The organism is Hassallia byssoidea VB512170, assembly GCF_000817785.2.
Lineage (GTDB): Bacteria > Cyanobacteriota > Cyanobacteriia > Cyanobacteriales > Nostocaceae > Hassallia > Hassallia carrinoi.
This window is the reverse complement of record NZ_JTCM02000014.1, coordinates 21606-35669: the sequence shown is the minus strand read 5'-3', so window position 1 is coordinate 35669 and position 14064 is coordinate 21606. Positions and strand designations below refer to the sequence as shown.

The window sequence follows — 14064 nt, the reverse complement described above, 5'->3', positions numbered from 1 at the left end:
GGTCTTTGAAATTACATAAAGACTGAACTTAATCAAGATAAACAATACTGTTTGTAGTAGCGCTACACTACGACAAAACATTTAATTTTGCCTATCTAATTAATCAGTAATTATCTACTTCCAAAGACCCAAGAGTTTTGCCTTAGCTCAATGCGTTGATTGCATAATTGAGGTAAGTATTAGCTTCACCAGCTACGTCACCACTCAAACCATGATTGTCACGGACAAATTCTAAGGCAGCTACATACCAGCTAGGAGATAAACCAAGAGCGCTGTTGAGTTCGCTCAAACCTGCAACCACATATTCATCTAATGGTCCAGTTCCACCAACTACACAGCAATAGCTGATAGTGCGGAGGTAGTGGTCGATGTCACGCACGCACTTAGATTTACCTTCGCTTGAAGAAGCGTATTGGGGTCCTTGCATTTGCGTGGTGTAGGGGAACTTTTGATAAACGTGATTGGCTGCTGCTTCCGACCATTTCTTACCATTATCAGAGAAAGCTTTGGCGGCGTCTAAACCTGCACGAGCGCGGTTGAAACGACCAAATACCGCTTGCATTTCGGTATTGCTGAGGTAAGATCCGCGAACATCTGCGGAGGCGATCGCTTCAGTCAATGGGGTTTTCATGATTCTCTTTTTCTCCGATAATTACTAAAAAAAATGCTTTGAAAAAATGCTTGCTTAAGCAACTGCGGAAGCTGCGCGATCGAAATAGCTAGCCACTTCAGACATCAACTGGCTGCAATCACCTTTGGTGATATTGTTGGGGTCATTGGCAATATTCAGTGCAGATTCTTTCATCTTTTGAATTCCTGATGCTACTGCATCACCAGGAGTACCAAGTGCTTGATAAGTTTCACGCAAACCGTTCAAGCAGCGATCGTCCAATGCACTGGCATCGCCTGATAATATAGCGTAGGTGACATAACGCAGAATAAATCCCATGTCGCGGATGCAAGCTGCTTGATTGCGGTTGTGGAAGCAAGCACCACCAGCATTAAATACTTGGGGACGTTCTGCAACTAAGGCGCGATAAGCATTTGCCACAATGGAGGAAGCATTACTGGTAAGTCTGTTGACTGTATCTAAGCGCTTATTGCTATCACTAACCATTGCTGATAGAGCATTGATTTCGTCACTGCTTAGGTAAGAACCTTTTCTGTCGGCTTGTTCAACTACTCTGGAAAAAGCGTCAAGCATTTCTTAAATTCCTCTGAAAATCATGGCAGTTATTTTTCGGTTAAAAACAATTAACTCATCATTGCCATTAATATAAATCTGGCAATAATCGCACATCAAAAATACTGAAAACACTTTATTAATGTGCAATCAATTAATTTGAAACAGCGTTTTTTTGCTTGTTGTAATTGCTTTTAAAACCTTGTTTGTATTTTATATATCGATTGAGTTCCTTTTTTATTAAGTTTTTTCAATTTGTGTAAAACTCTACAGCAATTCGTGAAACTCATTACCAGTAAGGGTTTGTTCAAATTTATTTACTCAATTATTTACAATTGCATACTTTTCTTTACATCGCTTAACGCAATCGTGTTTATACTGAATTTTGTAGTAATCAGCAAATTAATCAACTCTAAGTATTGTAGTCTGCTAAAGCGTTATGGAGATTATGTAAACAAAATTATGTATTTGATGTCACAAGTTTTCGTAAATTAAATAGAGTAAAAATGCTCATCATTTAAAACTGCAAATATCAAGCTGAAATCCTTGACGCAAGCGGTTATTGCCACGATTTACGGCAACTTTGATGCAGCAGCTATTTATAACTTTTTGTAAAGCTTAATTAAGAAAACTCGAAAAAATTTATCAGATTTCTCAGATTTTATGTCTAAGAGGAGATGGCAGCGCGTCTTCGGAGAACTTCTAGCAGAGTTGTGAAAGTTTGGGGAGGGGGTGCTGTCACTTCAATCAACTCTCCAGACAGCGGATGTTGTAACTGAAGTCGCCAAGCGTGCAATGCTTGACCGGGTAGGTTTACACCTATGGAACGATTGGAACTATAAATAGGGTCGCCGACAATGGGATGATTAATTTGGGCGCTATGTACGCGAATTTGATGGGTGCGACCAGTTTCTAGCTGGAAGTGCATTAATGTATAGTTGCCCAAGCGTTCTAATATTCGCCAATGAGTGACAGCGTTGCGTCCACCTTGTTCAACGGGTACGATCGCCATTTTTTTGCGGTCTTGTGGATGACGCCCAATCGGCAGTTCAATTGTACCACTTTCCGTTTTAGTAGCACCGTAGACAATACCCAAATATTCTCGACGTGCGGTTTTGGCTTTGAGTTGCGCTTGCAGATGTTGATGAGCAAGTTCTGTTTTGGCGATCGCGATCGCTCCGGTGGTATCCTTATCTAATCGATGGACAATTCCCGGACGTTGCACACCGCCGATACCTGGTAAATTAGGACAATGAGCTAACAAAGCATTTACCAACGTTCCATCTGGATGACCGGGTGCAGGATGAACGACTAAGCCAGCGGGTTTGTTGAGAATTAATAGAGAATCGTCTTCGTAGAGAATATCTAAGGGAATATCTTCGGCTTGCAGTTTTAGAGGTTCAGCTGATGGTATTTGTAGAGTAATGCGATCGCCTGCTTTGACATTTATCTTTTTAGATGTGCAGACTTTGCCGTTGAGTTGAAGTTGACCTTGTTCGATTAACTGTTGAATGCGCGATCGCGATAAGTCAGGTAGTTCTTGGGTAAGATAGCGGTCTAAGCGTACCCCGTTTTCTTCGACTTGTAAATTAAATTCTGTTTGGGTATCAGACAAGTGTGTAAGCATTGCTATCAGTCTTTTTCGACTGGTGGTGTTATTAATTTTAACGAAAGTGGCGATCGCTTTTTTCCAAGCAAAATGTTATTCCTAGGCAGTTAGCAAAATAATCTCTAACAAACTGTTTTTATTTATACGATTCTTATAATTAAGTAAAAGCACGTAATATATTATAATTGATAAAATATTTCCGACTAATTATATATTTATCGTTCATAGTTTCTTTACTTTATCCAAATTATTTTTACATAGTTTTTAACTGTTTTAAAAAAATTGGAGTAACCTAAATACTAGGAGTAGCTTACTTACATCTACCATTTAGGTGAAAATTTTCCTTTTTCAGATATGCACTATGGTTTTTGAGTTTTGCCGCCAAGTTGAGAATTTGGTATTTAGAATTCTCTAGGGTGAAGAAGGAATGATAAAACAACCTGATTAGCATGTTTTGTGTACTGATGAAGGAATTGCCTTCTTCTGAGTTATTAGCCGCTGCATCTGATTACACTCCTTCGCTACGTAAATTATCAGATACCTCACTTTTATTAGGAGTTTGCCATTTTTGTTTCTAAAGCGAAGATATTGCCCAAACCTGGGAAAAAAGCTCTACAATCTAACGTTTGGGTAAGATTTTCAACTTTCATAAACTAGATACGCACTTTTTTGTGCAGCTTTGCACTCTTAGTTGCGAGAAGTCGTGCAATGCTTGTGAGACAACTTGATTAAGGAGCAAATTTTGCTTTTTTTTGCCAGAAAGTAAATTACAATCTCACACCTCGAAACACGCTCAACAGCGTTATTCTAGCACCGCGCCCAGTAGCGCTGAACCTCTATGTCGGCGTTTAAGCTACTGTTAGATTAGCGAAAGATACAGAATGTACAATCTGATTTTTGGAATACTGTTGAATGGCAATAACTTGAGCCATTTTGCTATTTGGCAATAATAGCATGGCGTGTCTCTTCTATTCGCCTCCAGTAAGCATGACAATATACCTGTGAATTCCGGACAGGATATTGACCAATTTCAATTGCAAATATTAATTTTATATAAGAGCCGTAGCAATGAAGACACTTCCCATTAGTAGATACAGATTTTACCAGAAGCTACAACCCCTCTCTCTATTGACCAAAATTAGTAATAAGTCTGTTACTGGTTGTTTGCAAGTATTCAGCACGACAGGTTCTTGGTCAATCTATATAGAGTCTGGTAAATTAACTTATGGCTGCTACTCAGATCGCGTCTTTGAGATGCTTTACAAAAATTTGCAGCGATTGAGTCAACACATTCCTGCTTTTCCGAAAGGAATTTACGAGCAGTTACGGGCAATATTTGAAACAGGTATTGATAATGAAGCAATACCGAATCCAGATTATCTAGCTATTTGCTGGTTAGTTAATCAAAAGTATCTTAGCCCAACGCAAGCGGGGATTTTGATAGAACAATTAGCAATAGAAGTTTTGGAGTCGTTTTTGAAATTGCAAGAGGGAAGTTATGAGTTTACTCATGAAAGCTTTCTTGATGATATGCCAAAGTTCTGTCATTTGAATTTGCGATCGCTTGTCGAAAAGAGTCAAAAGCGAGCTTCATACCGCAAAAATACTCAGTCACAATCCCAAGAACAGCGATCGCAATTTTTACGCGAACCTCAACCAAAATCGCAACAATTACCCAGACAAAACCGCTATAAACCGATAGAAAATCCTAACTCGGCTTCACCTCGCGATGTTCACATTGCTGATAAAAGTATACAGCAAAACAACCAGCAATCAACGGAGAAGAAACTCTATAAAATCTTCTGCATTGATGATAGTCCCACAGTGTTGAATGCAATGAAAAGCTTTTTAGATGAGCAAATGTTTTCTGTTATTGCAGTTAACGAACCATTAAAAGCTTTAATGCAAATTCTCCGTACCAAACCAGATGTTATTTTACTAGACATTGAAATGCCGAATTTAGATGGATATGAATTATGTTCTTTGTTGCGGAAACATTCATCTTTTAAAAACACACCTGTGATTATGGTTACAGGTAGGACAGGATTAATAGATAGAGCTAAAGCAAAGATAGTTAGAGCTTCTGGCTATTTAACTAAGCCTTTTACACAAGCAGATTTATTGAAAACTGTTTTTCAACACATTGTTTAATTCAGCAATTAGGATAATCAAGACGCTAAACTAACTTATTTATGCTAAAAGATTTAACTTTTAGTGTTAGTTGCTTTGGCAGAATTATGATGCTTGCATCCCAACACTATTAAAGTGACTGGCGTTGTGTTGCTTTCTCAAAATAAATCTGGTTAATCAACAAATTTGGAGTGTAATTTCCAGTTACAAAAATTAAGCGAATCAGCATTTTATGACTTGCAGATAAAATGCTGACACCTATAACTCAAGCTTTACAGCCGCAAACAGCTTCTGGTGCAATTTAATTAGTGGCTGCATGGATCTACATTCTACCATGAGCAGGTCAAAAATTGCAATCTTATCCTGACAAATCCAATCTTACTAAGCTATAGCGATCGCATAGAACTAAACCCTTATTTCTTAGTATGTTTGATTTGATTGATTAAACAAAATTACTAATAACAAAGAAAGTTTTGCGCGACTGGTTACAATTTTTGCTAAATAACAAGGGCTAGGTTCTTTGATTTGAATAAAATCGACCATTAAAGTTTACGTAAGCTGCATAAATAGCACATAATGTCACCTATTACTTTATATCAGGGATGTAGAAATAATTCTTAGTGATTCAATAGGGGCGCACTTATGGCTAAACATATCTACGGAAAGCTTTTAACTCATATTAGTTTATGTGCGATCGCTATTTCATCGCCTTTACTTTTGACCGGCATCAGTTGGGCGCAAACTTCCACCGACACGAACGTTGAGCAAATTCAGCAGCAAAAGCCAGAAGATATTCAAAAACGTTCAAATCAAATCAATGCTTTAATTAAACGCGGTTCGCCAGATGCTATTGTTGAGCTAAAAAAGGCTTTGAAAGACAGTAATCAAGAGATGCGTAGCTATGCAACCGATGGTCTGAGAAGCATCGGTACAGGTGCTGAAGCTGCTTTGCCTGACCTGATTGAGACTCTTAAAAAAGACCCAGATAAGGATGTGCGTGCTGGTGCAGTCAGGGCTATTAGAGCGATCGCTCCAGAAGCTGGTGTCCCTGCATTCATCCGCGCTTTCAAACAAGACTCAGATGCTAGAGTGCGCGAACTAGCTGCCCAAGCTTTAGGAGAGGTTCCGACAAAAGCCAAACAAGCTATTCCTGACTTGATCGAAGCTCTTCTAAACAACCCTAAGCTAGACGTGCGTAAAGGTGCGGCTGAAGCCTTGGCAAAGATAGAGTTGCATCAAGATGCTGTGCCTAACCTGAGAAAGGCACTAAAAGACACAAGTTGGCAGGTGCGTCGCTCTGCTGCTGAAGCTTTAGGAAATATTGGTGCAGAAGCTTCATCCGCTGTACCTGACCTAATTGCCGCTCTCAAAAAAGACCGTAACTATACCATGCGTCGCTCTGCTGCTGAAGCTTTAGGAAATATTGGTATGAAAGCTTCATCCGCTGTACCTCAACTAATTGCCGCTCTGAAAGACGAAAATTTTAAGGTACGTGGCTCTGCTGCTGAAGCGTTGGGAAAGATGGGTGTAGAAGCTTCATCAGCTATGCCGAATCTGGTTATAAATCTCAAAGACGAGAATAAAGATGTGCGTCGCAAGACTGTCACTGCCCTGAGCCAGATTGGTCTTAGCCTTAAGACCAAGGCAAGCGATAATCAGCTATCCATCTCAGAATTGAATCGAGGCATATCGCCTTTGGAGACAGCCTTAAAAATTGTAGAAGAGCCTAAGAATAAGTTCTCAACAGAAGATATGGAAAAAATAAAACAAGTTCTCAATCTTCTTAATAGCAAAAAAACAGAACACTTATTCATCAATCAGATTCTCAAGAATCCGTTAGTATGGGCAGTTGGAATTTACTTTATCTTACTCTTCGGGATTTTTTGGCTACGCCCTCTGTGGTTGCTAAAAATTGATAAATTCCTAAAACCTATAGGTTTTAAAGTGCCTGTTGTCGGTACAGAAATATCGCTGAACTTTTTATTGTTGCTGCTGAAAGACCACCCCAGAGTGCTAGATGCTTGGGTAGCTGCACACCTGAAATCAGTTAGAGAGGAATTTCAAGAAAAGGATACAATCAGCAATAGAAATGTTCATATATCTATCCCTGTTATACAGAACGGTAAAACCGTAGCCCAAATTAACGGCAAAGATTTGCACGCTAGCTTTAAAAAACACCGAGGTTGCTTGCTGATTCAGGGTGAAGGCGGAGTAGGTAAGACCAGCCTTGCCTGTCAAATCGCGAAGTGGGCAATGTCAGAAGATGAGGCAGAACGCCTCTGCCAACACCCGATGTTACCAGTGCTAATTGAGGAAGAACTGGATTTGCAATCAGCAGAAGATACACAAGTAGCAGCTAAACAAGCTTTGATGGCGGCTATCAGGGGACAGGTGCAAGATTTGACGAACCAAGCAGAGCCACCCTCCTCAGAATTGCTGGAACTCCTTCTCAGGCAACGGCGAATTTTGGTAATTGTAGATCACTTTTCGGAAATGAGCGAAGCCACACGCAAAGCAATTCGCCCTGAATCTCCGGATTTTCCGATCAACGCTTTAATTGTCACCTCACGCTTTCAGGAAAAGCTGGGTGGAGTAACCAAAACTACCTTAAAACCTCTGCGAATTGAGGGTAATCGCCTATCCTCGTTTATGGAATCTTACTTAACTCAGCAAGGCAAGCGTGACTTATTTACCGATACAGAGTTTTTCAATGCTTGCAGTCGCCTGTCGCTGATGGTGGGTCAGCGAAACATCACCGCACTACTAGCGAAACTGTACGCCGAACAACTGATTGCTGTCAAGGTTGAGGGGATGAAGGAGTTATCGTTACAGATGCCTGATAGTATCCCGGATTTGATGCTTTCTTACCTAAACGAACTTAACGCGAGCGTGACCGGGGTAAAATTGAGCGATCGCACTGTACACAAAGATGCTCGAGCGATCGCTTGGGAATGCCTCAAACAAACTTTTCGACCAGCAACTGCTAATACAGAGGTGGCGATCGCTATCTTGGGTGGTAACAATGCGGAAACTCGTCTCAAGTATCTAGAAGACCGTCTTCGTTTGATCCAAACTATCGGTGCTGCACAAGACCAAATCCGCTTTGCCCTTGACCCCTTAGCAGAATATCTGGCAGCTTTGCACTTAATAGACTTTTACGGCAAAGACTCGCAATTATGGCAGGAGTTCTTACAACAAGCAGAGGCTATACCCGGATCGCCAGATTCAATCAAAGGCTTTCTCCTCGCACTGCGAGATTGTTGCCTTATCAAAGGCAAACAAGCAAACGTGCCAAACTTTGTAGCAGAGGAATTAGGAAAACTGGCGATATCTCCTGCACTTATACCAGTTTGACTTCTATAGGTCAAACCGGACGACAAGCAGATAAAATGCTGTGCATGTTCACCACAGATCCAATAACAGCGATCGCCGGCGCTCCAAATCCAGTTGTCTCTACTTGCTCTACAATTGTCTTTAATTTACCAATTAATTCTTCTTGATCCGGTCGCGTACCCCAACGCACTAAAGCGATCGGCGTTTCTAAATCCAACCCGGCAGCATGTAACTCTTGGACAATGTAGGGTAAATTGTGAATTCCCATATAAATCACAATCGTTTCTGAACCGCGAGCGATCGCATTCCAGTTTACCGTCGGTTGGTACTTACCCGCTGCTTCGTGACCTGTGACAAATGTCACCGAAGAACTATACAAGCGATGAGTTAAAGGAATACCCGCATAAGCGGTCGCGGCGATTCCCGATGTAATACCGGGCACAACTTCGGTGGGTATCCCAGCTTTCACCAATTCTTCCATTTCTTCGCCACCGCGACCAAAGATAAACGGATCGCCACCTTTTAGCCGCACCACAACTGCATTATTATCTGCTTTATCAATCAATAACTGCGTAGTTTCTGATTGTAATAAAGAATGTCGCCCCATTCGCTTACCGGCGTTTATTTTCTCTGCGTTAGGATTAATCATTGCGAGAATTGCCGGACTTACTAAAGCATCATAAATGACGACATCGGCACATTCCAACAAAGCTTTACCCTTGAGAGTCATTAATCCCGGATCGCCGGGTCCCGCACCGACTAAATAAACTTTTCCCAAATATTTCTTTTCTACTTCGTTGGTGTCTTCGCGGTTCATTTGTTAATCAAATCCCAAATCAGATCGGCTAATTCTGCACTTGCTCCCAAAGGTTCAGCCAGTTGGAAACGCACAGCAGGGAATTGTAATTTTAACTGAAGTTCAGAGCGAGCGATCGCATCTGTGATACCGCCAGCAAATAAAAAGTATGGCAAAATAGTAATATTTTTACAATCGGCACTCACCAACTGTTTCACTCGTGATTCTAAACTAGGAGCCACAGACCAATAAGCTGTTAATACTCCCAAATTAGCTGCCATTGCTTCGACTTGTTTTTTAGAACCAGGACGACGGCTACCATGAGTTAAAAGAATCCATCCTTGGTTATAACCATTTTCGCTGCTTTTAGCAATTTGCTTTGCTAGCAACTTTTCTACACCAGCATGACTACCTAAATATGGTTGCAACTCAATTATGATATCTTCAACCGCCTGTTGAGCCAAAGCCACTTCACCGGGAATATCTTCCATTACATGCACCCCCGCCAGCAGAAATAATGGTAATATTTTTAGGCGATGATACCCATTCGCTTTCAGCATTTCAGCAAATCTTTTAATCTGCTCGTGCAAAGGTTCAGGCTTCAATTCTAAGTATGCAGTACCTACCAATTCACATTTTGGCGGTGACACCACACCACCAATGATAGACCTTTGTAAGTTGCTTTCCAGCTTATTATTTACCAGTTTTGCCAATTGCTGCATAGCAATTTCCTGGCGCGGATCGCGACTTCCGTGAGACACCAACAGATATGCAGATAGCATTAGCAAGGGTTACTCAAAGCGGAAATTTTATATATTTTATCAAATTATTAAGATACCTAGGGTGTGTTAGCAACGAAAGTACGGCACCATTTTTAAGGATTTGGTGCGTTAGCGTTCCGCTTAACGCACCCTACAAATATAGGAATCCGATTTGAATTTTGAAAAAAATTAAGTCTTGTAGGGTGCGTTAGGATGAAATCCGTAACGCACCATTATTAAGGTTTTGGTGCCGTACTTTCGTCGCTAACGCAACGGGCCCTAAAGCGGGAGGAACATCCACACCGCTTTAAGCCGGACCCTACGTGTCTGTTCAAAAATCAAATAGTAGTCCTATACGTAATTTTGTTCACAAATAAAACCGGATTCCTATATTTTATCAAATTATTAAGTAGCGTAGACGCAAATCTAATTCGCGTCTACGCAGCCTTAACTATATAACCTGCAAAGCTGATAAATTAACTTCTAGGATAGGATATTCCCTCTTCGTTTTCCTTGAAATTAAAACTATTTTGCCGCACCTGGGTCAGCAACGTAACGGAAAGTCGGTTCAGAATTCCAAGGACCGCGTTCATCCTTACCGTTGGTAGACAGGTTATAGTAAATATCCACAGTGTTATCTGGTTGGATATTTCCAAAGAACGGGTCAGTTAATTTACCCAAAGAATCCAACGCTTTCATAAACATTTGGGTATGAGAAATTTCTCGTGTCAACAGATGAACGAGCGTGTTTTTCGTTCCTTCATCGGAGGCTAGTTTAATCAAGGATTCGTATGTTTGACGTGCCCCAGCTTCAGCAGCAATGTTAGCCCGCAAATCGCGCACTACATCGCCACCTTCATTTACATAGCTAGCACTCCAAGTATTACCTTGACTATCTAATAAGTGTGGTCCCATACCCCGCACTGCAAACAAAGTGCTTTTGTAAGCTTCAGTTTGGTCAACATTTTTGGTGTGAACTTCAATCAATTGACCCACCATTTCTAAGTGACCAAATTCTTCTAATGCAATATCTTGCAGCATATCGCGAATACCTGGATCTTCGCAATGAAAAGATTGAGTCCAGTATTGCAAAGCTGCTGTTAGTTCACCAGTTGCACCGCCAAATTGCTCTAAAAGCAGTTGAGCAAAGCGCGGATTTGGCTCTTTGACATCAACAGAATGAATCGGGTCTTTTTTGTGAAAAAACATCAACGTTTCCCTCTCTTTTTATGGCACATTACAGCATTTTTACTTGTTGCTGAAAATGCTCGGCACACATTTAATCATGTTATAGATCACATCCAATCTTTACATGAACCTTGAGAATGACTTACTTGATAAGCATCTATAACCAAAGTTTGATTTTGTCAATTAGAAAATGGAAATAAAAATAACTCTAAGAGAAGAAAGCGTCTTTGAAGTGAGGAGCAAGAAATTACGCTTCTTTTCTACTGCTGTTCCGCGCTGTAAGTATAAAAGCTTTCAAATGCTCCTACACTTTCAAATGTATAAGAAGGCAGCCATGAATTCAGTTTTAAATCTGTACGATAAATACTAAAAATAATAAAATCTTGCCGTTCCGTAGTCCCTGCAATAAGTTCCCGCACTTGTGGACTAGCGGAGTCTACTAGTTTATCGCAATCTAATTTAATTAAATTTTCTAACATCTTTGGTGTTTTTTTGCAGACATCGCTTTTTAAGTATTTTGTCAACCGTTGCATGGCATATTCTTCATATTCCGCTTGACTGGGATTTGTCTTCGCCATCGTCACTCCCAAGACAACTAGTCCGACGCCGACAACATATGTCATAATTGTTGAGAGTCTCATTTTTCCTAACTGTTAATCACTGAAGTCTCTTGACTCTAGATTAACTGACTCCGTTCCTTAAACAAAAACTCTGGATCAATTTATCAGGGTTATGTTATAATGAATCGAAGAATGGCGAGCGTAGCCAAGTGGTTAAGGCAGTGGTTTGTGGTACCACCATTCGTGGGTTCAAGTCCCATCGTTCGCCCTCATTTGAGAATAAGACCAACGGCACGGCGGATGTATGCTTCGACTGGTTCAACGCTAGGCATAAATACCAGCGCATAAAGCATGATTCCGCTCATCAGATCAAAAACTAAATCGCTGTCTGTATCAGCCGGAATTTCATTTCTAGTCTTAGCCCGCTTGATCGCAACCTGAAAAGCTTGGCGTCGTGGTAAAAGGTATTTTGTCCAATAAACTTGGGCAAATTGCGGACTGCTGGAAGCAGCACCGATAATCATCGCCAAAATTTGACGACCCAAAGGTGTGAGGGTAGTTTTCACCGCAATCTCAATAATGCAGTCTATATCGCTTGAAAGCGCACCTGTATCAGGTATTTCAATTTCTTGACGAACACTTTCAATTGCGTCAGCCACTAGTTCTTCTTTAGAAGCATACCATCGATAGATTGTGGTTTTGCCAACACCAGCCGATCGCGCGATCGCATCAATACTCAGGCGATCGTAACCCATCTGAGAAAGCAAATCGAGAGTTGCCCGAAGAATGGCTTGATGAGATTCTGCACTGCGCGGTCTTCCTGGTTTTTTGTCTGATTTCGTCATGATTGGGGATTAGGGACGCTTGGACGCTTAGATTAGGGACGCTTGGACTGGTGAGTCCTGCACAATTCTCTTGTTTTCCCTCTCAATCGCAAAGACGCTTCGCGTTCACGAAGCAATACAGTTGAGTTAGAGAAAAGAAAAGGTGCAAAGGTGAATGTTTTAAATTTTATTTCACCTTTACCTTTCTCCTATCAGAGTGTATTCCACGCAACCGAAAACCCTTAGTCTGTTACTTAGTCTTAAAAAATACACAATTGACAGGGGGTAGCAATACACGATACATGATGATTCAACAGTTAAATTTTTGAAGATGAAAAATTTGATTAATTGCAAGTTTCATCAGCATAAGGAGGGGTGGTAATGGATGCCAGCTTAATCATTTCCAATATCCTGAATCCGCCAGTCTTATTTTTCTTTCTGGGGATGACTGCTGTTTTTGTCAAGTCCGATCTAGAAATTCCGGCACCAATACCCAAACTCTTCTCGCTTTATCTGCTGTTTGCGATTGGTTTTAAAGGGGGGGTAGAACTGAGCAAAAGCGGTATCACTCAAGAAGTAGTGCTAACAATGTTTGCAGCCATGTTGATGGCTTGTTTTGTCCCAATTTACTCCTTTTTCATTCTCAAGCTGAAGCTGGATACTTACGATGCGGCGGCGATCGCAGCAACCTACGGCTCTATTAGTGCTGTCACCTTCATCACTGCTAGTGCCTTTCTGGATGAGCTTGCCATTGCTTATGATGGCTACATGATTGCAGCCCTTGCCCTGATGGAATCTCCAGCAATTATTGTTGGACTCATCCTGGTGAATATATTTACCGCCGATGGGAAGCGGGACTTTTCCTGGACGGAAGTCTTACAAGAGGCATTTCTCAATAGTTCAGTTTTTCTTCTAGTCGGTAGCCTCTTGATTGGTGTCTTAACAGGAGAACATGGTGGGCACGTATTAGAACCCTTTACTCAAGGCTTATTTTATGGTGTTCTTACCTTCTTTTTGCTGGACATGGGACTAATCGCTGCCAGAAGAATTAAAGACTTGCAAAAAACCGGATTTTTTCTCATTTCATTTGCCATACTAATTCCAATACTCAATGCAGGAATTGGGTTGCTGATTGCTAAATTCATCGGTATGCATCAGGGAGATTCACTCTTGTTTGCTGTGTTATCTGCCAGCGCTTCTTATATCGCTGTCCCAGCTGCAATACGGATGACTGTTCCAGAAGCGAACCCCAGCCTGTACGTTTCTACCGCTTTGGCAGTAACATTCCCGTTCAACATTATCGTGGGAATTCCGTTATATCTGTACGGAATTAACCTGTTTTGGAGGTAATAATATGCACGTAGTTAAGAAGATAGAAATTATTGCCAACTCCTTTGAACTAGGCAAAATTTTAGATCGTTTAGACAAGTCAGGTGTACATAGTCATATTGTGATTCGCAATGTTGCTGGTAAAGGATTGCGAGGAACCGCAGAAGATTTAGACATGACAATGCTCGATAATGTTTACGTCATCGCGTTTTGTATGCCAGAGGAAATCAAGACTGTAGTCGAAAACATCAAACCACTTCTCAACAAATTTGGGGGTACTTGTTACATCTCAGATGTAATGGAGATTCGCTCTGTAAAATGTGTGGCGTCGCTGTAAGAGGCTCATAAATC

General features: G+C 41.0%; 12 protein-coding genes and 1 tRNA gene. 5 read left to right on the top strand and 8 right to left on the bottom strand.

The window, feature by feature from the left end; genetic code table 11:
* Window positions 1–142 precede the first annotated feature (142 nt).
* The 3 genes from PI95_RS09570 to PI95_RS09560 form a co-directional block, all read right to left on the bottom strand.
* Complete coding sequence (locus tag PI95_RS09570) at window positions 143–634, bottom strand: bilin-binding protein (RefSeq protein ID WP_444881576.1); 492 nt, start codon at window positions 632–634, stop codon at window positions 143–145.
* A gap of 51 nt (window positions 635–685) precedes the next feature.
* A complete protein-coding gene (locus tag PI95_RS09565; RefSeq protein WP_039737941.1) occupies window positions 686–1204 on the bottom strand; it encodes a bilin-binding protein in 519 nt (172 codons plus the stop codon).
* Window positions 1205–1850: 646 nt separating this feature from the next.
* Complete coding sequence (locus tag PI95_RS09560; RefSeq protein WP_039737937.1) at window positions 1851–2810, bottom strand: RluA family pseudouridine synthase; 960 nt, start codon at window positions 2808–2810, stop codon at window positions 1851–1853.
* Window positions 2811–3860: 1050 nt separating this feature from the next.
* On the opposite strand from PI95_RS09560, the gene PI95_RS09555 reads away from it, so the two are divergent.
* Together PI95_RS09555 and PI95_RS09550 are read left to right on the top strand one after the other, a co-directional pair.
* Window positions 3861–4943, top strand: coding sequence for a response regulator (locus tag PI95_RS09555; protein WP_163518747.1), 1083 nt, complete (start codon window positions 3861–3863; stop codon window positions 4941–4943).
* Between the two features lie 621 nt (window positions 4944–5564).
* Window positions 5565–8276: a HEAT repeat domain-containing protein gene (locus PI95_RS09550; protein ID WP_052324673.1), complete on the top strand. Its 2712-nt coding sequence runs from the start codon at window positions 5565–5567 to the stop codon at window positions 8274–8276.
* 10 nt (window positions 8277–8286) lie between these two features.
* Here PI95_RS09550 and cobA read toward each other — a convergent pair whose 3' ends face one another.
* The 4 genes from cobA to PI95_RS09530 form a co-directional block, all read right to left on the bottom strand.
* Complete coding sequence (gene cobA, locus PI95_RS09545; RefSeq protein WP_039737935.1) at window positions 8287–9072, bottom strand: uroporphyrinogen-III C-methyltransferase; 786 nt, start codon at window positions 9070–9072, stop codon at window positions 8287–8289.
* A complete protein-coding gene (locus tag PI95_RS09540) occupies window positions 9069–9833 on the bottom strand; it encodes a sirohydrochlorin chelatase (RefSeq protein ID WP_039737934.1) in 765 nt (254 codons plus the stop codon). Before PI95_RS09540 ends, cobA begins: the two co-directional genes overlap by 4 nt.
* Before the next feature lie 504 nt (window positions 9834–10337).
* Complete coding sequence (locus PI95_RS09535; RefSeq protein WP_039737933.1) at window positions 10338–11021, bottom strand: manganese catalase family protein; 684 nt, start codon at window positions 11019–11021, stop codon at window positions 10338–10340.
* A 239-nt stretch (window positions 11022–11260) separates the two neighbouring features.
* A complete protein-coding gene (locus PI95_RS09530) occupies window positions 11261–11641 on the bottom strand; it encodes a DUF4359 domain-containing protein (RefSeq protein WP_039737932.1) in 381 nt (126 codons plus the stop codon).
* Between the two features lie 114 nt (window positions 11642–11755).
* On the opposite strand from PI95_RS09530, the gene PI95_RS09525 reads away from it, so the two are divergent.
* Window positions 11756–11828: transfer RNA gene (locus PI95_RS09525), tRNA-His, on the top strand.
* Between the two features lies 1 nt (window position 11829).
* Here the strand turns inward: PI95_RS09525 and PI95_RS09520 are convergent.
* Window positions 11830–12405, bottom strand: coding sequence for a TetR/AcrR family transcriptional regulator (locus PI95_RS09520; protein WP_039737930.1), 576 nt, complete (start codon window positions 12403–12405; stop codon window positions 11830–11832).
* A 360-nt stretch (window positions 12406–12765) separates the two neighbouring features.
* On the opposite strand from PI95_RS09520, the gene PI95_RS09515 reads away from it, so the two are divergent.
* Both PI95_RS09515 and PI95_RS09510 read left to right on the top strand, forming a co-directional pair.
* Complete coding sequence (locus PI95_RS09515) at window positions 12766–13734, top strand: sodium-dependent bicarbonate transport family permease (RefSeq protein WP_039737928.1); 969 nt, start codon at window positions 12766–12768, stop codon at window positions 13732–13734.
* 4 nt (window positions 13735–13738) lie between these two features.
* Complete coding sequence (locus PI95_RS09510; RefSeq protein ID WP_039737927.1) at window positions 13739–14050, top strand: P-II family nitrogen regulator; 312 nt, start codon at window positions 13739–13741, stop codon at window positions 14048–14050.
* Window positions 14051–14064: the final 14 nt, after the last annotated feature.

Bases quoted from the DNA above. Each gene is read 5' to 3' on its own strand.
- PI95_RS09520 (WP_039737930.1), bottom strand. From the start codon at position 12,405: ATGACGAAATCAGACAAAAAACCAGGAAGACCGCGCAGTGCAGAATCT.
- PI95_RS09515 (WP_039737928.1), top strand. From the start codon at position 12,766: ATGGATGCCAGCTTAATCATTTCCAATATCCTGAATCCGCCAGTCTTA.
- PI95_RS09560 (WP_039737937.1), bottom strand. From the start codon at position 2,810: ATGCTTACACACTTGTCTGATACCCAAACAGAATTTAATTTACAAGTC.
- PI95_RS09535 (WP_039737933.1), bottom strand. From the start codon at position 11,021: ATGTTTTTTCACAAAAAAGACCCGATTCATTCTGTTGATGTCAAAGAG.
- PI95_RS09540 (WP_039737934.1), bottom strand. From the start codon at position 9,833: ATGCTATCTGCATATCTGTTGGTGTCTCACGGAAGTCGCGATCCGCGC.
- PI95_RS09530 (WP_039737932.1), bottom strand. From the start codon at position 11,641: ATGAGACTCTCAACAATTATGACATATGTTGTCGGCGTCGGACTAGTT.
- cobA (WP_039737935.1), bottom strand. From the start codon at position 9,072: ATGAACCGCGAAGACACCAACGAAGTAGAAAAGAAATATTTGGGAAAA.
- PI95_RS09555 (WP_163518747.1), top strand. From the start codon at position 3,861: ATGAAGACACTTCCCATTAGTAGATACAGATTTTACCAGAAGCTACAA.
- PI95_RS09550 (WP_052324673.1), top strand. From the start codon at position 5,565: ATGGCTAAACATATCTACGGAAAGCTTTTAACTCATATTAGTTTATGT.
- PI95_RS09565 (WP_039737941.1), bottom strand. From the start codon at position 1,204: ATGCTTGACGCTTTTTCCAGAGTAGTTGAACAAGCCGACAGAAAAGGT.
- PI95_RS09510 (WP_039737927.1), top strand. From the start codon at position 13,739: ATGCACGTAGTTAAGAAGATAGAAATTATTGCCAACTCCTTTGAACTA.